Raw genomic sequence first — 18,914 nt, 5'->3', positions numbered from 1 at the left:
AATTTTGCTAGTCGTTTTCAATCATGACTGAACCATAGCTCAGTCATCGCATTGAACACACGGCATTACAGAGCGCAGTGGTTATTAGGGACAAGACAAACTCCTTTTGCCCTGCCCGTTTATTTTATGGATTTTTCCCTAAAGGTAGGGGCGCTTACGGTGTTTCAGTTTCTGGCTGACCAACCGTGCCACGACGGACTTGATCGCGCTCGATGGATTCAAATAGGGCTTTGAAATTACCTTCGCCAAAGCCATCTTCGTAATCACCTTTACGCTGGATAAACTCGAAGAAGACCGGGCTACCTAAGATAGTTTCAGAGAAGATCTGTAACAGCAGACGCGGTGTGCCGCCTTCAGTGGTGCCATCTAACAAGATACCGCGCATCTGTAGCTCAGAGACATTTTCGCCATGATTGGGTAGACGCTCACTCAGCATTTCATAGTAAGTCGCGGTTGGAGCGGTCATGAGCGGGATACCCGCTGCTTTTAATTTATCGATGCTGGCAAACAAATCATCGCTGGCCAAAGCAATATGCTGAATACCTTCACCGTTGAAATGCATCAAGTATTCTTCAATTTGACCGCCGCCCTGCTTTGACTCTTCGTTCAATGGAATACGGATTTTGCCATCAGGCGCTGTCATGGCTTTACTGGTCAAACCCGTATATTCACCTTTGATGTCAAAAAAGCGGATTTCGCGGAAGTTAAAGATGCGCTCATAAAAGTTTGCCCAATAAGCCATGCGACCACGGTAAACGTTATGGGTTAAATGGTCGATGACTTTAAAACCATGCCCGACAGGACGACGGTCTACATCAGCAAAAAACTCGAAATCGACGTCATAAATAGACTCACCATCTTTATAACGATCGATGAGATAAATCAGTGAGCCACCGATACCCTTGATAGCAGGCAGGCGCAGCTCCATCACACCAGTGGGTACGTCTACTGGCTGCGCGCCCATTTCGATGGCACGCTCATAAGCTTTTTTGGAATTCTGCACACGAAAACCCATGCTACAAGCGCCAGCACCATGCTCTTCAACGAAATAGCTGGCTTCGCTTTTTGGTTCACGATTTAGAATAAGATTGATATCACCTTGACGGTATAGCGCCACATCTTTTGAGCGATGATTGGCGACATGGGCAAAGCCAAGCTGTTTGAACAATGCGTCGACCGCATCCGGTTGAGGCGAGGCGAATTCAACAAAATCAAACCCATTCAGGCTCATTGGGTTGTCAAATAAATCTGCCATTGTAATCATCCTTAATTTCAATTGGTGGTAAAAATGCGATAAAAAATGTCTTCAATCAATAATTCTTATTGACGATGTATTTATATTAGATTAGGTTTATTTATAAGACTAATTGTTTTTTATGATTTATTTATCAGGTTTACTTATGAATATCAGCATTCGCCAATTAACCGCTTTTATCCAAGTCGCTGACAATGGCAGTTTTACCCGTGCCAGCGATCAGATGCATTTGACCCAATCTGCCGTTAGCGGCTTGATTAAAGAGCTAGAGTCCAGCCTCGGTATTGTGCTGTTCGACCGTACTACCCGCCAGCTGTCTTTGTCGGTAGTAGGACGGCATTTATTGCCACAAGCACGGCGTATCTTGAATGAGATGCAGCTGTTTGAAAATGAGGCGAGCAGTTTAACAAGCTTGGCGCAAGGTCAAGTACGACTCGCTGTTTCGCAGTTTGCAGCCTCTTCGATGCCAGCAGTCATCGCCCAGTTTTCCAAACAACACCCCGAGATTAGCGTGTCGCTATTAGATTGTTCGGCAGAAAACTTACTCAGACATATTCAGGACATTGAAGTAGATTTGGGTGTCGGTACTGAGCTTGGATTTATGGAGGCTGAGGACGATATCAATGCTGATTTGTTATATCAGCTGCCATTTTGTGTGGTGATCCCTGACAACCATGCGCTGGCACAAAAACATGAAATAACGTGGCAGGATTTATTAGACATTCCGCTCATCACGCTGCAAGGTCCTTTCATTGAACAAGTAACAGCCGAGTTGGATGACCAGATCGCCAGCCATATCCAACAGGCACGTTACAAAGTCAATTTTATGTCCACCGCGCTTGAGATGACCCGTCAAGGCTTCGGTATTACCTTATGTTTGCCCTATATGCCCGAAGTCATTGACTGGGTTAGCGCCAATGGCTTACAAATGAGGCCGCTGGCACAACCCGTTAAAATGCGGCAGTTTTTTATCTATCAGCGTTCTTCTCGTGCGTTATCACCTGCTACTATTGCTTTCAAAGACTTCTTGCAGAGCTATTTTTCCAGTCATTTTAATGACTTACAGCATACTTAAGTATCGCTGATACAGACATCATCGGTGCTTAAAAATGCTTGAAACACAATAGTCGCAATCAACTATTTTATTAATTATGCAAGATAATTGAATCTCATATTGAGTTAACCGTCAATTTGCTCTATGATTTTTGGCGGCTTGATTTATATTTCATAAGGAAACAACATGTTTGAACGTATCGACTATTACGCTGGTGATCCAATTTTAGGGCTGATGGAAAAATATACAGCAGATAACAATCCTAAAAAGGTCAATTTAGGCATTGGTATTTATTATGATGAAAATGGTGTATTGCCTGTACTTGACTGTGTAAAAATAGCCGAAGAACGCATTGCCGATCCTATTGCGCCGCGTCCATATCTGCCGATGGCAGGCTTGCCAGGACATCGTAAAGGCTGTCAGGAATTACTGTTCGGTAAAGACGCGCAGATTTTAAAAGACGGTTTGGTCGCCACTATCGCTACGATCGGCGGTTCTGGCGCGTTAAAAGTTGGCGCTGAGTTCATCCATGAATGGTTCCCACAATCTAAATGCTATGTGAGTGATCCAACATGGGGCAACCACATTGCTATTTTTGAAGGCTCTGACGTCGAAGTGGGTAAATACCCGTACTACGACAAAGCCAACAGCAGCATCAAATTCGATGAAATGATTGCGTTTTTTGAGACGTTGAACAAAAATGATGTGATTTTGCTGCATCCTTGTTGCCACAATCCAACAGGTCTAGATTTGACCCGTGAGCAATGGGATACCGTGCTGAACGTCATTCAAGCGCGCGAATTGATTCCATTTATGGACATTGCCTACCAAGGCTTTGGCGAAGACATGGACAGCGATGCTTATGCGATTCGTAAAGCTGTCGATATGGGCTTGCCATTGTTTGTCAGCAACTCATTCTCTAAAAACTTATCGCTATATGGTGAGCGTGTCGGCGGTCTATCAGTTGTTTGTCCAACGGTTGACGAGACAGAGCGCGTCTTCGGTCAGCTAAATGCTACCGTACGCCGTATTTACTCAAGCCCGCCCTCACATGGTGGTCGTGTGGTCGATATCGTTATGAACGACGAAGCACTACATGAGCAATGGGTTGGTGAAGTTTATGCGATGCGCGACCGTATCAAAGCCATGCGTTTACAGCTAAAATCAGTGTTAGAAGCCAAAATCCCGAACCGCAACTTTGACTATATTACCCGTCAAAACGGCATGTTTAGCTTTACTGGTCTAACGCCTGAGCAAGTCGAACGCTTACAAAGCGAGTTTGGCATTTACATGGTTTCCAACTCACGTATGTGTGTGGCTGGACTGAACACCAGTAACATCGACTATGTCGCCAATGCCATGGCAGACGTCTTGAAAGACTGAGTGAGCACGCATTAAAACGGTGCGGTAGTCAGTAATAGCGATTCATAAAAAGGTTGAGCGAGTGCTCAGCCTTTTTTTATGTCCTGCGTTTTTCCTATTTGTTTTACCAAAGAACATCAACGTCCCTAGTATCACGTCTATTTTAAGAAAACACTGCACAAAAACCCTTGCAATCTCCACTTTGATAAATTACATTATGCGTAAGTAGTTAATTATAACGTAATTCATTATATGCTTTAGCAAGGAGCAACCTATGTCAACGATTGACAACACCCTCACATCCTTTATCGATATCGCCGCTGATTCTGACTTCTCCATTCATAACCTACCTTATGGTATTTTTAGTGATACCAAAGATGCTGCTGATAATAACAAGCGCCGCGCTGGTGTGGCTATCGGTGAGTACGTATTGGATTTGTCTGTGCTCGAAGCAGAAGGTTTACTGAGCTTAGAGGGCAGTCCATATTTTGATCAACCAACGCTAAATGCTTTTATTGACTCAGGTCGAGACAATTGGACTCAAGCACGCTCAACCATCCAAACCCTACTATCTAGTGTCAGCGACACCTTGCGTGACAATCAAGACTTGCAGAAAAAAGCGCTATTTAATCAAGCAGACGTCACCATGCATCTGCCCGTTCACGTCCCAGGTTTTACCGATTTCTATTCGTCTAAAGAACATGCGACCAACGTCGGCACTATGTTCCGTGATCCAAACAACGCCCTACTACCTAACTGGACTGAAATGCCAGTCGGCTATAACGGACGCGCCAGCACTGTCATCGTCAGTGGCACTGATGTGATACGCCCCTCTGGTCAATTAAAGCCAAACGCTGACGACCGCCCTATTTTCTCAGCCTGTAAGCGTTTAGATTTTGAGCTTGAGACTGCTTTTGTGGTTGGTAAAGGTAATAGCATTGGTCAACCAATCGCAGTAGACAATGCCTCTGAGCATATTTTTGGCATGGTTTTGCTCAACGACTGGTCAGCCCGTGACATTCAAAAATGGGAATACGTGCCTTTAGGGCCATTTAATGCCAAAACCTTTGCTTCTGAAGTCTCGCCTTGGATTGTGACTATGGATGCGTTGGCACCTTTTAAAACAGCATGCCCGATTCAAGAGCCAAAACCATTGGCATATCTAAACGAAAAAGACAGCAATAATAGCTACGACATCCATCTATCAGTTGAGTTATTGCCTGAAAACTCAGATAGCGCCACTGTGGTTTGTGAGACCAACTTCAAGCATATGTATTGGTCAATGGCGCAGCAGCTAACCCACCACACCATCACTGGCTGTAAAGTGGAAGTTGGCGATATGATGGGCTCAGGTACGATTTCAGGACCAACACCAGATTCTTATGGCTCAATGTTAGAGATTGCTTGGAATGCGACCAAACCTGTCATTTTAAAAGGCGGCGAGACCCGCAGTTTTATTGAAGATGGCGACACAGTAATCATGAAAGGCTATAGCGAAAAAGACGGCATTCGTGTCGGGTTTGGTGAAGTACGCGGCAAAGTACTGCCCGCGCTTAACTTTGATTTTGACAAATAGTCTAGAAAAAAATGTGAGCACAGTTGTTTTGAGCTGCCAAGCAACCATCGACCTATAGTCAATCGGTACTGGCAGCCTATTACTCACTGCATTCCCTATCAAAAGGAGTTTGATATGAGCTTTAAAATTGAAAAAATCCATCATGTGGCCTATCGCTGCAAAGACGCTAAAGAAACCGTTGAATGGTATCAAAAATACCTAAACATGGATTTCATCCTTGCATTCGCTGAAGACCACGTGCCTTCGACCAAAGCCTTTGATCCTTATATGCATGTTTTTTTAGACGCAGGTAATGGCAATGTCTTGGCGTTTTTTGAAGTGCCTAATCAACCGGAAATGGGCTTTGACCCGAATACCCCAAATTGGGTGCAACACTTAGCCATGAAGGTAAAAGACCGTGATGCCTTAATGGCAGCAAAAAAGCATTTAGAAGAAAATGGTATTGATGTGGTCGGCGTGACCAATCACGGTATCTTCCATTCTATCTATTTCTTTGATCCTAATGGCCATCGTATGGAACTCACCTACGATGATATTACCTCAGAAGAAAAAGTCTCGATGATTACTGAAGCCATGAAGTATGAGATGTTAGAAGAATGGTCACTTACCAAACGCGCACCAGCTCATACCCAGTTTTTACATGCAGAGGAACTGGCTGAAGCAAGAGAAGTCGCGCCTGTCGGTGAGTAATTGACCTGTTATTGTGTTTGCTATCTCTTTTTATATGACTAATTAGGGCGTACCATCATTTTAAGACCACTAAATGTATCAATATACTAATTGATGATACGCCCTAGGTAGCGAACAATATCTAACCATCATGAAAGGATTCAATGATGAAAATAAAAACCCCTTTAGGAATACTCTTAGCTGCCTCGATTGCGATGACTGGCTGCTCCAATAACGATCAAGCGGTCAGCACATCTACAGATGCAGGTGAAGTGACGACGTTGCGATTCTCGCACTTTATGACTGCCAATGACAACATAAACACCGAAGCATTGCAGCCATGGGCAAAGAAAATCGAAGAAGAATCAAAAGGCCGCTTAAAGATTGAGATCTATCCTTCTGCTACTCTTAGCAAACCGGGGGCTACCTATGATGCTACCGCGAAAGGTATCGTTGATATTGGTATGCAAGCGCAAGGATATACAGCAGGGCGATTTCCTTTAACTCAAATTGTAGAGCTGCCAGGTATCACTAATACCGCACAGCAGCAGAGCTGCATACTTCATAAACTGTATGATGATGGTGTCATTAAAGATGAGTACGAAGATACTCACCTGCTAGCACTGATAGGCACTGGACAAGGTGCGCTTCATACGGTTGATAAACCGATTCGCACGCCAGCTGATATGAAAGGTTTGCGTATTCGCCAACCTTCTGCGGTTGCGAGTCATATTATCGAAGCGACTGGCGCGGCGCCCGTTGGCATGCCTGCCAGTGATACTTATACTTCCCTTCAACGCGGTGTCATTGACGGACTCAGCTTTACTTGGCAGCCCATTCAAGCATTTCGTCTTGATGAGTTAATCAATACGCACACCAATATTCCTTTTTATAACTCTACTTTTGTTATCAGTATGAATAAAGAGAAATACGACAATTTGCCCGATGATCTCAAGAAAGTAATTGATGACAATTCAGGGGCGGAGATGGCAGCACGTGTCTCCAAAGTATTTGACGTCAGTAATGCCAAAGCAATGGCTGCCGCTAAAGAAAAAGGCGATATCATGATCGATATTCCTAACCCACTCAATGACCCAGACTGGAAGGGTCCATTAATGGAAGGCTCGCAGCATTACCTTGACGAAGTGAATGCCACTGGTCTAGATGCTAATAATGTATACGAAAAAGCAAAATCAGCAAGTAGCGCCTGCATGGTCTAAAGGTTGAATATCATTAAATGATATTCAACCTTTACGCGATAGCCGGTCAATTTATATGATTAAAACTTATCTAGTAAAAATACCAGCTACGCAATTTGATAACGCTGCGCGATTGCTAGAATTTGCTCAACCACGTTGTGTTGCTCACTCATAGGCAATTGCTGTGTCGTTCCAATGATAGTGATGGCATATTCTAGTGGTAGTCCTTTGCTAGCAGTTTTGCCACTAACAGCAGATAGATTAACAGCGCTATTAGCAAATGATGGCACTATGACAGGAATTGTGATGGCATTAATCCCCATCAGCATATCACCAGTGACCGTCGCATAGCCTTGGGTACGAATCTTGGCCTGCAAGTGACTGAAATTCTGCCATTTTTCTGTGATTATTGCTTCATTGTCTTTCTGCCATTCAGCTGTGACCAATGGCTGAATGACGGCATCTGGCTGATAACTGGCAAATAATTGCCCCGTCGCCGATGTCGTCAGCGGCATACGTGAACCGATACGAGTGATAATACTAATCGGGCTATCTGGTTCAACGGACTGAATAATAATAGGACCTTCGCTAAACCATTTGGCAATCTGCACACCGCAATTCAGGGTGTCTTTGATTTCATTAGCGATGTGCGTTAGCCGCTCTAAAATATTGTTTTGACTAAACCCAGAGTGCCCCAATGCTGCCAATGTGTTAATCCTATCGCCTAGCCCGTAGCGACCATCATCAAGCTTACGCGCATAGTTTTTACGTATGAGGCTGACCAAATAGCGGTGACACTTTGCTGGATGCATTTGCATCACTTGCGCAATATCTTTTAGCATCATCGGCTCGTTATGATCAATAAGAACGTCTAATACCGACAAGCCAATCTCCAGTGACTGGACGCCACTTTGACTTTTATTGGTTGTCACGGGATTGTCTAAAGGGTTTTCAGCTGCTGGCATATTTTGCTCGATGAGTAATTTACTTGGCATATTAATCTAATATATTCATGAAAAACTGAAATGAAGAGGTAACGTCATAAGAGTTTTTTAATTGTATAACATACATTTCGTATTATTAATTATAACTGCTTATCTCATTCACAACCTACCATAATAAAAGGAATTCACAATGATGACACTTTATGGCTACTTTCGCAGCAGCACCTCGTATCGTACTCGTATCGCGATGAATCTCAAAGGCTTAGATTATGACTATATTTCGGTCAATTTAGCAAAAGATGAGCAGTTAGCAGATGCCTTTAAATCACTCAATCCACAAGGATTGGTGCCTGTTTTACAGACCGATGATTTATTACTATATCAAAGCCCAGCCATTTTAGAATGGTTAGAAGAGGTTCATCCTAAAAACCCGCTATTGCCTAAAGACGCGGCTGGACGTATGCAAGTACGAGCCATTAGCGCTATGATTGGTTGTGATATTCATCCTATTAATAACCGCCGTATCTTACAATACCTACGCAATGAGCTGGCAGTAGACGAAGAAAAAGTCATGGCGTGGTGCAACCGTTGGATGAGTGAGGGCTTTGCGGCGTTAGAGAAAATACTAGCAAAAGACAAAAGCCGTGGAAAATTTTGCTACGGTGACAGCCCTACTTTTGCAGATTGCTATTTGATTCCTCAGGTCTCTTCGGCGCAACGTTTTAACGTGGACTTAAGTGCTTATCCCAATATCATCGAAATTGACACGCATTGCCGTACGCTCAAAGCCTTTGCTGACGCTGATCCTAGCATGCAGCCTGATGCGCCCAAGTCTCAATAAATACTCAAACAGGGTGCTTTCAGTAAGGGTGTTTTGCTATTAGATGACTAGAGAATTAAATGATTAGAGAATTTAATAACAAAACGCCCTTATAATTGCTGGGCTCAGGGCTCAGACAAAGCAATCAAAGCGAATGACTGCCTAAAAACAGGCAAAGCCTTGATACTCTTAAGCCAAATACAGTATTCAATATTTCATCGAATCATCACCTCTACTTTTCATCTCAATATAATATTCTATATATTCAAATTATTGGTTGTATAGCAGTCAACTGTTGGCTATTCTTGGTATAGGCGTTGTTATATCTCAAATTTAGAATTAATTTGAGATAAACATACTGTTTTATTCATTAAAATAAGGTTGGATATTATGAGTTATACACCTTTATCAAATAACAAAGACGCTCTACCATCCCATGCCGCTCAAGATATTTATGATTTAGCCCTATCGGCTAGAGAAGAAACAGAAACCTGTAGAAAAATTGCACCGACAGTGGTCAAAAAACTGTCAGAGTTGTCGCTATTTAGGATGGGACTGCCAAAATCGTTGGGAGGATGGCAAGGCAACCCTGTGGAAACATTAAAGGTTTATGAGACGTTAGCCAGTGCTGAAGCTTCAGTTGCTTGGATCGTTTGGAACAACCATTTGGCCTGCACATTTGGACGGTTTTTAGACGAGCCTAGCATGAAGGAGATATACAGTGACCCCTCTCATGTCTATGCCAACTCAGCACGCCCTGAAGGGATTGCTAAACAAACCGCTGAAGGATATACGGTCTCAGGTCAATGGACATTAGTATCAGGTTGTGAATTGGCAGACTGGTTTGTGCTGCGCTGCTTAGTAATATCCGAAGGCTCGCCTACGACCCTTGGACCGGGTGCAAATTTAAAGCTGTTCTTTATTCCAAAAAAAGATGTGAAAGTGATTGATACTTGGCATGTTGGTGGACTAAATGGTACAGGCAGTCACGACATCGTCATCAAAGACGCGTTTGTGCAGGAACGTTACGCGGTCGATTTTGATAGCCCTGTCGCCATCGATAATGCGTATAGCCGCCTACCAATTGGTTGTATTAATGCCGCTGGCTGTGCAGCAATGGCACTGGGTGTCTTAAAAGCAGCGACAGATGAGTTAATCCAAATTTGCCTTGAGAAAGTAACGCCCGGTAAAAGCCCAGATTTGCGTGATCGTGCAGCAGTACAAGCGACTATCGCTAAAAGCAAAACACTATTAGCGTCTAGGCGCGCACAACTACACAATAGTGTCGAGATATTATGGAACGAAGCACAGCAACAGAATGCCTTTACCGATATACAGCTGGCTGATGTGTGGGCAGCAGCCTGTGAAGCAGCGAGAGAAGCCAGAGCCATGGTATCGGAGATTTATGCGGTCGCTGGTACGGTCTCGCTATATAAAAAACATAGAATAGAAAGAGCGCATCGAGACATTCATGCTATTTTACAACATGGTATCGTGCAGCCACATTGGATGGAGCAAGCTGGCATGGCTTATGTCGGATTGACCCCAAATGCAGCCATGTTCAGAGTATAAAATTGCTTTTGTAAAAATAAATAGGCCTTCATTGAATGAGGGCTTTGTATCGCTTGGCTATTGAGCCAAAGAAAGATAAATCATTATTAAAAATCATATAGTGACTACCAAATAGTGATTACCAAATAGTGATTACCAAATAGTGACTACCAAATTATCACGCTGAAAACGTCTTCATGCTCATGTCGCAAAAAAGCAAGACATCTGATGCCTTGCTTTTTTATGACTAATTTTTATAACTAACAAATCACTTTACTTGATAGTAGGCTTGATTGCTTTAATCAAAATGGAAGCCTGCACCAATCGAGCCGCCAGCATTACCTTGGGTATCAGCGGTGCCGTTTACCTTCATGACCCAACGACCATCATTGGATAACTTCGAGAAGCCAATAGCAATTGCACTTTCCCCATTGTACGTTCCTATACCGCCACCGATTAAGGATTTACCAGCGATGTAAGCTTGCGGTAGTGAAGACATTGCCATGGCGGCTGAAATACCAGCATTTGCATCGTCTTCGACTTCACCAATTTTATAACCTAGCTCATTCATGTTGTTGCCAAGTCTTTGACTAACAGCATCTAATTGACCCATATTTACAGCGTCTCTGGGTGCCATGCCATCAGCCACATCAGTGATCTTGTTGCCAGCGGCGTTGATACCGCTTGCAGTCATACTAGGACCACCGACAATGCTGACACCATTATTATTGATTGTCGTATTGCCAGTTTTGACGCTATCGATATTAATATTACCGTTTAGATCAAACTTAATACTACTGCCTGCTGCTGTTGTGGTGATGTTATTACCACCTGTGAAGGTGAGGACACTGCCATCGCCTACTGGTTTGTTGATGGTAGCACCGCTATCAGCACCAAAATTGAGACCCGCATCTATTTTATCCTTGTTCACTTTGATATTGGTCGTATTGGTGTCGATGTTTGTTTTATTCGTGGCAATATTCGTGGTATTGGTTTGGATATTGGTGGTGTTGGCTTGGATGTTTTCATTGATAACGACTTCTCCTTGCTTAATAGAAGCAATCGCACCGTCGATACTATTTTGACCAGTACCACCAATATTACTATTGGTAAAGGTACCATCTACAGGATTGTAGACTGTCTCACCGCCAATGACACTACTGATGCCACTACCTTGTGCATAGAGCTGACCACCATTGATAGCATCTTTGCTACCTACAGATACATCGCCGTTCACAACGTTTGTAATCTTAGTGTCAGCAGCATTGATGCCCGCTTTGGTGACACTAGGTCCACCTGTAATAGTCAGCCCATTATTATTCATAATGGTATCACCCGTCGTTACGCTATCTAAATTCAGGTCTGGATTTAAATCGAAGCTAATGTCATTGGCGCCTGCCAATGGTGCAGCAGCACGTAGGCCAGGGCTAACATTATTGTCCGCTGATCTAGTCACTTTAATATTACCATCTGTACTGTTCAAATCGATGGCGCTGCCTTGTTTGATCATAGTGGCAACATCACCCTGAGCCGTTAGTCCCCAACCTTGATCAAGGGCAAACGTCGTGGCATTCAACTGTCCGACAGTCGCCGCATCTGTATCGGCAATACCAGCAGCTACATTGGTGATTCTGTTAAAACCATTGTCAAGACCACTACTGCTCAGTCTAACCGTTCTACCCGGACCATTATCGGTAAAGGTAAAGCCATTACTATTCATAATGCTATTACCAATCTGCATGCTACCCTCATTGCCTAAATTCAACTGGTTATTCAGTTTCACCTGAACACCCGTTGCCGAGGCTGTCGTCGTAATGTTGCTATCACCAGTGACGTTGATGGTATCACCTAAAGCAAACTGCTGGTCGTTGGCACTATTGCCATCACCGATTTTGATGCCTTTGGCCACGAGACTATTGGTTGCTGACAATTGGTCGAAGTTTACCGCATCCTTACCTGTGGTCGCTTCTGCAACGTTAGTAATTTTATTGCCACCATTGTTTAGACCATTGGCTGAGATGCTGACACCGCTACCAAAGTTTGCGCTGTTAAGACCAGTTAAATCTTTCGCAAGTTTCACGGTCAATGTGCTGGTACCGTCAGCAACGACGCCAATGTTGTTGCCATTTGACAAGTCACTTGCCACGGTCGCGCCACCTTTGATTGTCAGCTTGTCACCAAGCTGACGATTAACGGTAGTACCCGTGTCACCATCGAAGTCGAGGCCTTTATCGATGGTCGTGGTCGTGGCTTGTAGTTGACCAAAGTTTACGGCATCGCTGGCTATTGTACCGTTAGCGACATTGGTAATTTGATTGCCACCATTGTCCAGCCCACTATTACTGAGTCTGACCGTTTGATTAGTCCCACCCGTGAATGTGACACCATCAGCGTTGACGACTGTAGTTCCTGTGGTCAAGCTGGTTGAGACTAAGTCGGCAGCAGTAGCAACTTTGATACCGCCATTGTCAGCGGTCAAGACAATATTGTCACCAGTAATAAAGTTGGCTGTATTATTGTCTTTATCCAAAGTCTTGACTTCAGCACCATTGATTTGTGTCACTACCGTTTGCATCGCACTATCAGCTTTTACCAAGCTCGCCTTACTACCTTCGCTTAGATCAACTTGATAGTCGGTGATATTGGTATCAGGATCTTTGACACTAGTGCTAACTGTTAGTGCATTAGCATCTGCAGTAGAAACACTGGTGCCATTAGCATTGACAGTATATACATCTTGTCCAGTATCGCTATCGGTTGAAAAGTCAACACTGGCAACATTCGTACCTTTAACTACTTTGGTTCTCGCTCCTGCGGCTGCCATCTGTACATCACCGATGTTTGCTGCATTGGTTTCTGTTGTGCCACCGCTAGCCACTCCTGAGATGACTTTATCACCTGCGTTGATACCAGTAGATGAGATACTAACGCCGCTATTAAAGCTTGCGCTATCCAGACCTGTTAAGTTGTTGGCTAAACCAAGTTTGATTCCATCACCCGTTGATAAGCCAGTGGTGGTTAAATTGCTGTCCGTATCAAACTTAATTTCTTCACCCAAGGCAAAGGTTTTTTTGAGAGTACCGCCGCTGCTTGCATCATTCACATTAAACTTGATGCCTTTAGCAATATTGTCAGTGTTGGTGCCAATATTGGTGGTATTGGTTGAGATGTTGCTAGTATTGGTCGTGACTTGTTGGTTGGTATTAAATAACTGACCACCATTGATGGCGTCTTTGCTATTTAGACTGACCGTACCATTAGAAACATTGACGACCTTCTTATTACCCGCATTGACCCCGCTTTTCGTGATGCTTGGACCATTTAAAATGGTCAGACCATTACTGGTTAACGTGGCATTGGTAGGGTTAAATATGCTTCCACCCGTTACCGTGACACCTGCACCACTAACTGTAGTGACGCCAGTGAGCACGCCGCCAGTGACAATACCTAGACCATTAACAGTCGTGCCGTTTAATAAGTTGCCAGTGCTAACGCTGCCTGTTGTACCTAAGTTTAAATTGTCATTGAGCTCAACTTCGATTTTGCCATTTTTTACTCGGGTGTCGATGTTGCTGTTAGAGCCAACCACCTCAACGGCTTGTCCCAATGGTTTCTGTACTGTATTACCATCAGCGGCTTTTAGCGCAAAGCCTGAGGTGGATACACCAGTAATGGCACTATTCAAATCACCAATATTCGCCGCATTGGTTTCCGTTGTGCCACCGCTAGCCACTCCTGAGATGACTTTATCACCTGCGTTGATACCAGTAGATGAGATACTAACGCCGCTATTAAAGCTTGCGCTATCCAGACCTGTTAAGTTGTTGGCTAAACCAAGTTTGATTCCATCACCCGTTGATAAGCCAGTGGTGGTTAAATTGCTGTCCGTATCAAACTTAATTTCTTCACCCAAGGCAAAGGTTTTTTTGAGAGTACCGCCGCTGCTTGCATCATTCACATTAAACTTGATGCCTTTAGCAATATTGTCAGTGTTGGTGCCAATATTGGTGGTATTGGTTGAGATGTTGCTAGTATTGGTCGTGACTTGTTGGTTGGTATTAAATAACTGACCACCATTGATGGCGTCTTTGCTATTTAGACTGACCGTACCATTAGAAACATTGACGACCTTCTTATTACCCGCATTGACCCCGCTTTTCGTGATGCTTGGACCATTTAAAATGGTCAGACCATTACTGGTTAACGTGGCATTGGTAGGGTTAAATATGCTTCCACCCGTTACCGTGACACCTGCACCACTAACTGTAGTGACGCCAGTGAGCACGCCGCCAGTGACAATACCTAGACCATTAACAGTCGTGCCGTTTAATAAGTTGCCAGTGCTAACGCTGCCTGTTGTACCTAAGTTTAAATTGTCATTGAGCTCAACTTCGATTTTGCCATTTTTTACTCGGGTGTCGATGTTGCTGTTAGAGCCAACCACCTCAACGGCTTGTCCCAATGGTTTCTGTACTGTATTACCATCAGCGGCTTTTAGCGCAAAGCCCTTGTTAATAGTTGTGGTATTATTTCCGACCGCTTCATTGGTCGCATATAATTGACTACCATTCACTGCATCCGTACTAGCCGCAGTGACAGCTCCACCAGCGACGTTTTTGATCTGACGCTCAGATCCTACTACGCCCACGGATACTTGCGCACCCTCTCGTAGCATGCCCTTATCATCAATGACATTACCGGCGATATCATATACCACGCCACCAACTGTCATTGTCTTTTCAGAGCTTGCACTTGTTGCTGTTGTTGAGCCTGCACCTAAAGAGACTGAACCATCTTTGCTCGCTGATGCGCCAACACCGAACGCTGAAGAAGCAGTTCCCGAGGTATTGGAATGAATACCAACGGCTGTAGACAGATCACCTTTAGACAGCGATTTTGCACCAATGGCTATCGACGCAGCACCTCCAGCTTCGGTATTGACATCGTACTGATTGGTTTCTACCAAATCTTTACCTACGTAGGATTTGAAAGCCTCGTTAACTGTGCCACTATTTAATGGTGACAACGGACTACCATCGATATTGGTTTTCGATGCAAAATCTAGATCATCACCGCCTATTGCGATAGACGATGCCCCTCTAGACACGACATTAGCACCGATAGCAATCGATTGCTCACCACTTGCCATCGTCTGTTGCCCAAATTCTGAGCTGCCAATCGCAATGGTTTGGCTGCCTGTGGCTTTTGCATTTCCGCCCAGCGCCATGGCGTTATAACCTGTCGCTCCGTCATTATTAGCATTACCGACAGCATCTGAGTCCACGCTATAATACTTGGTTTTATTACTAGCGACAGTATTCGACAGCCCCGTTAGCTGAGCCACATTGACAGCATCACTGTCACTGCTACCTGCTGCGACGTTTACAATCTGACGGTTGCCACCCGCTGCTCCTGTTCCTACAGAGACCGCGCCAAGTGTAACGCTATCCGTTGCTTGGATGACTGAACTATCTGCTCCTACTGGCACAAAACCACTGGCACCACCAGCACGATTTGCAATAGAGTTTGAACCTAATGCGATGCCATTTACTGCGTTAGATCGAGAGCCGACACCAAAAGCAAGACTGTTATCAGCAGTCGCTTTTGCATTACTACCAAAGGCAATCGTATCACTGCCAACTGCTTGAGTTTGTCCATTCGCTCTATAACCTACATTTGCTTGATCAGCCACTTTACCTGCATTTTCAAAATCAGTTGAACCAATCGCGATACCACGTTTGCCTGAGGCAAGTGCTGAATGACCAACAGCTAGAGAGCCTTGACCCGTTGCTGAGGAGACGTTACCAATAGCCTGAGCAAAATCAGCAGTCGCTGCCGATTGACGTCCAAGCGCTAACGAGGTATTCCCATTAGAATACGCTGCCGCCCCAATTGCCACAGATGACCGACCAATAGCTTTTGCTTGAGTGCCTAGAGCAGTAGCGACGTCACCGGCTTCTGTCCCAGTGCCAATGGCGGTACTACCAGAGTTGTTTTGTGAACCACCCGTCCAAGTAAACGACGGATTGCCTCTATCGACCAGATTGAAGTTTTGCCCAGCGTCCGCTTCACAGCCAATGGCAACCGAATAGCTGCCTTCAGCATTCGCTTCAGTACTGTTTGTATTACAAGAAGAAATTGCCGTACCAGATCCCGTACCACCGCCGACATTCACTTGCGCAAAAGCTTGCGGTGACATTGTAAATCCAGCCGCCAGCATCCCTATGGCGATCGTGGATAGTCGGAAAAATTGGGTAGAAGAAAGATTAGAAGTCGTATTGATGGTCGCGTTTGCGCTCACGCTAGATTTAGAAGATTTGCCGCGCCCCTTTGCATATTCACCAACTGCGGTAAAACAGCTCAAGGCTTCATTCCATATTACTTTATAGATGCGGTTCATAGTGTGCACTCCCTTACAGACTGGTCAGATTTAAAGATCAGAGATAATATCCATCTTGCAGAGAGTCGATATCACAAAATACAACACGTTATCGGCTGACAATGAGTAAATGTTTTTGTTCATCATTTATCTTGTTAACCAACAAATAACACTTTTTATCTTGAAAAGCCCTAATCGCTCTCTCTATATATTAGTATTACCGAATATATAGAGAGAGACAATGCCGCTCATCGGGCATTTATTACCGTTCATCCAATTATATAACAAAAAATGAATATATAGATGTTTTTTGCTCCTTGCTTATATTGAATGCTCCCACTTTTTTGAAATAATCCGCTTTGAAACTTAATAAAACACACGCTTATACACACACTTTAGAGATGTTTTAAGCGCATGTTCGCCACTTTATGTTGCTCTTAGTCCCCCTTCAGAGTTAACAGGCAATGTTATTTGCATCACCAGCCCTTGGATATCATCTTGGCGATTATAGACATGAATCTGACCCTTGTGTGCCATTACCACGGCATGAACGATTGCCAGCCCCAAACCATAACCCCCCGTTTCACGATGGCGAGCCGAGTCAAGCCGTACAAAGGGCTGAAAAATACGCGCCAAGTCCTTATCCGCGATGCCACCACCCTCGTCTGTGATGCTGATTTGAAGTGCAGGCTTATTGCCTTCCATCTCCACTTTTTTAATGTCAGCAATGACTGTTGAATCAGAGGCCGTATGCATAAAAGCATTACGAATGACATTCTCAAGCGCACTATGCAGCTGTTCTTGATTGCCAAGCACTGTCCAAGACGTTGTTGAATCAGTGGTAGATGAAGCGTCTGCCACCAATGCATGACTCGGCTGCCATTGCCAACGCACGTTTTTATGCTGAAACTCAAAGCAAACGTCTTGTCCAATTTCACTGATGATGTCAGAAATATCAACCACTTCGTTTTCTATATTGTCGATCGTATATTGCTGCATTTGTAGAGATTGAATATGAATGATTTGCTCAATCAACTCATTCATCCGCGCCGACTCTTTATCGATACGGTCGAGATAACGACTGGCATTCGGTGCAAAGTCGCGGGTCAGCTCAGTCGCCACATCAAGTCGCGCCAGTGGCGATCGTAGCTCGTGCGAGATATCACTGAGCATCTGTTTGCGTGCCAGCTCACTCTCAGCCAACCGTTTTGATAGTTTAGCCACATCTTTCGCGAGTAAACCAAGCTCATCATCTCCCATTTTTGATAGGTCTGGGTGGGTCTGATAATCGCCATCAATCAGACGGTGTACGGTATTTTGTACACGGCGGATACGCTGAGTCATTGTACGGCTCAGCCAAATACAAACCAAGACGCTAAAAACGAGAATAAATAGCAAACGTATGGGAAAATTGCCACGTTGCAGCGCCATAACATCAGCAAAACGCAAATGCGGACGTAATTGTATAATGACAGACTGCTCATCTGGTAAGACGACCGTCACATCAGCCAGCTCAGGGCGACTGTCGAAATCAGCTAGCGTAGCGCTATTTGGCATCATCGGTTGCAGAATATGGTTTAAGAATGACGACTTATTATTCGACATTTTATTATTATCATCGTGACTATTAATCCTGTTATTGTCCACATTGGGCTGAGCTGCCATTGATTGCATTGAGGACTGCATTGATAGTTGCCCTACTTCACGCCGACTACCCTGCATACCTTTTTGCCTACGCTCATCTCTATTGCGATAACGCGGAAATATAATCGCCCCTTCTTCATCGTAAACACTTATCTGATTCATGAGTTGACGGTCCTGACGATACATCTGCTTAACTGTACTTAAATCACCCGCTCTTAATGCCTCAACCATTTCTTGACGCTTAATCAATAAACTATCAGTTTGTACGTTCATGCGAGCCGTTAGTGCTTTTTCGACCAGCCAACGCTCCACCATGATCGATAAAATAGAGGTGATTATAATTGTTAATAATAGACTTAGAAACAAACGCCAAAATAGTGTGATTCGCACTTTAAACTTTGGTGTTTGCTTAAGCATTTTATGGTTAATAGCTTTCTTGGAAGCGTTCATCGATGAGTCCG

11 protein-coding genes are annotated in these 18,914 nt (G+C 44.2%); 7 read left to right on the top strand and 4 right to left on the bottom strand.

Features of this window, described 5'->3' with window-relative positions; all coding sequences use genetic code 11:
- Positions 1-154 precede the first annotated feature (154 nt).
- A complete protein-coding gene (gene hppD / locus I3252_RS03445; RefSeq protein ID WP_045447873.1) occupies positions 155-1,255 on the bottom strand; it encodes a 4-hydroxyphenylpyruvate dioxygenase in 1,101 nt (366 codons plus the stop codon).
- A gap of 145 nt (positions 1,256-1,400) precedes the next feature.
- On the opposite strand from hppD, the gene I3252_RS03440 reads away from it, so the two are divergent.
- The 5 genes from I3252_RS03440 (at position 1,401) to I3252_RS03420 (ending at position 7,136) form a co-directional block, all read left to right on the top strand.
- Positions 1,401-2,330 carry a LysR family transcriptional regulator gene (locus I3252_RS03440; RefSeq protein WP_238034226.1) on the top strand — a complete coding sequence of 310 codons (930 nt, stop codon included), beginning with the start codon at positions 1,401-1,403 and terminating at the stop codon, positions 2,328-2,330.
- 165 nt (positions 2,331-2,495) lie between these two features.
- Positions 2,496-3,692, top strand: a complete 1,197-nt coding sequence (locus I3252_RS03435) for an amino acid aminotransferase (RefSeq protein ID WP_238034225.1) — start codon at positions 2,496-2,498, stop codon at positions 3,690-3,692.
- A gap of 262 nt (positions 3,693-3,954) precedes the next feature.
- Positions 3,955-5,247: a fumarylacetoacetase gene (fahA, locus tag I3252_RS03430; RefSeq protein ID WP_238034239.1), complete on the top strand. Its 1,293-nt coding sequence runs from the start codon at positions 3,955-3,957 to the stop codon at positions 5,245-5,247.
- A gap of 114 nt (positions 5,248-5,361) precedes the next feature.
- A complete protein-coding gene (locus I3252_RS03425) occupies positions 5,362-5,937 on the top strand; it encodes a VOC family protein (protein ID WP_060491002.1) in 576 nt (191 codons plus the stop codon).
- A 146-nt stretch (positions 5,938-6,083) separates the two neighbouring features.
- Positions 6,084-7,136 carry a TRAP transporter substrate-binding protein gene (locus I3252_RS03420; RefSeq protein WP_238034224.1) on the top strand — a complete coding sequence of 351 codons (1,053 nt, stop codon included), beginning with the start codon at positions 6,084-6,086 and terminating at the stop codon, positions 7,134-7,136.
- 86 nt (positions 7,137-7,222) lie between these two features.
- On the opposite strand, the gene I3252_RS03415 is transcribed toward I3252_RS03420, so the two are convergent.
- Complete coding sequence (locus I3252_RS03415; protein ID WP_238034223.1) at positions 7,223-8,110, bottom strand: IclR family transcriptional regulator; 888 nt, start codon at positions 8,108-8,110, stop codon at positions 7,223-7,225.
- Positions 8,111-8,252: 142 nt separating this feature from the next.
- Here I3252_RS03415 and maiA point away from each other — a divergent pair, with 142 nt between their 5' ends.
- Both maiA and I3252_RS03405 read left to right on the top strand, forming a co-directional pair.
- Positions 8,253-8,900: a maleylacetoacetate isomerase gene (gene maiA, locus I3252_RS03410; RefSeq protein WP_238034238.1), complete on the top strand. Its 648-nt coding sequence runs from the start codon at positions 8,253-8,255 to the stop codon at positions 8,898-8,900.
- 369 nt (positions 8,901-9,269) lie between these two features.
- Positions 9,270-10,451: an acyl-CoA dehydrogenase family protein gene (locus I3252_RS03405; RefSeq protein ID WP_238034222.1), complete on the top strand. Its 1,182-nt coding sequence runs from the start codon at positions 9,270-9,272 to the stop codon at positions 10,449-10,451.
- Positions 10,452-10,728: 277 nt separating this feature from the next.
- Here I3252_RS03405 and I3252_RS03400 read toward each other — a convergent pair whose 3' ends face one another.
- The gene (locus I3252_RS03400) at positions 10,729-16,830 is read right to left on the bottom strand and encodes a YadA-like family protein (protein ID WP_238034221.1); all 6,102 of its coding nucleotides are present in this window, start codon (positions 16,828-16,830) and stop codon (positions 10,729-10,731) included.
- A gap of 405 nt (positions 16,831-17,235) precedes the next feature.
- Positions 17,236-18,903 (bottom strand): ATP-binding protein, encoded by a 1,668-nt coding sequence (locus I3252_RS03395; protein WP_238034220.1) that lies wholly within the window; start codon positions 18,901-18,903, stop codon positions 17,236-17,238.
- Between the last annotated feature and the right edge of the window lie 11 nt (positions 18,904-18,914).

The organism is Psychrobacter sp. Ps4 (assembly GCF_022129285.1).
GTDB lineage: Bacteria > Pseudomonadota > Gammaproteobacteria > Pseudomonadales > Moraxellaceae > Psychrobacter > Psychrobacter immobilis_A.
This window is presented reverse-complemented; position numbering and strand designations above follow the sequence as displayed.

What these genes read in the sequence shown, in the direction of transcription:
- I3252_RS03400 (WP_238034221.1), bottom strand. Translation starts at nt 16,830, where the DNA reads ATGAACCGCATCTATAAAGTAATATGGAATGAAGCCTTGAGCTGTTTT.
- I3252_RS03395 (WP_238034220.1), bottom strand. Translation starts at nt 18,903, where the DNA reads ATGAACGCTTCCAAGAAAGCTATTAACCATAAAATGCTTAAGCAAACA.
- I3252_RS03440 (WP_238034226.1), top strand. Translation starts at nt 1,401, where the DNA reads ATGAATATCAGCATTCGCCAATTAACCGCTTTTATCCAAGTCGCTGAC.
- I3252_RS03405 (WP_238034222.1), top strand. Translation starts at nt 9,270, where the DNA reads ATGAGTTATACACCTTTATCAAATAACAAAGACGCTCTACCATCCCAT.
- I3252_RS03415 (WP_238034223.1), bottom strand. Translation starts at nt 8,110, where the DNA reads ATGCCAAGTAAATTACTCATCGAGCAAAATATGCCAGCAGCTGAAAAC.
- hppD (WP_045447873.1), bottom strand. Translation starts at nt 1,255, where the DNA reads ATGGCAGATTTATTTGACAACCCAATGAGCCTGAATGGGTTTGATTTT.
- I3252_RS03425 (WP_060491002.1), top strand. Translation starts at nt 5,362, where the DNA reads ATGAGCTTTAAAATTGAAAAAATCCATCATGTGGCCTATCGCTGCAAA.
- maiA (WP_238034238.1), top strand. Translation starts at nt 8,253, where the DNA reads ATGACACTTTATGGCTACTTTCGCAGCAGCACCTCGTATCGTACTCGT.
- I3252_RS03420 (WP_238034224.1), top strand. Translation starts at nt 6,084, where the DNA reads ATGAAAATAAAAACCCCTTTAGGAATACTCTTAGCTGCCTCGATTGCG.
- I3252_RS03435 (WP_238034225.1), top strand. Translation starts at nt 2,496, where the DNA reads ATGTTTGAACGTATCGACTATTACGCTGGTGATCCAATTTTAGGGCTG.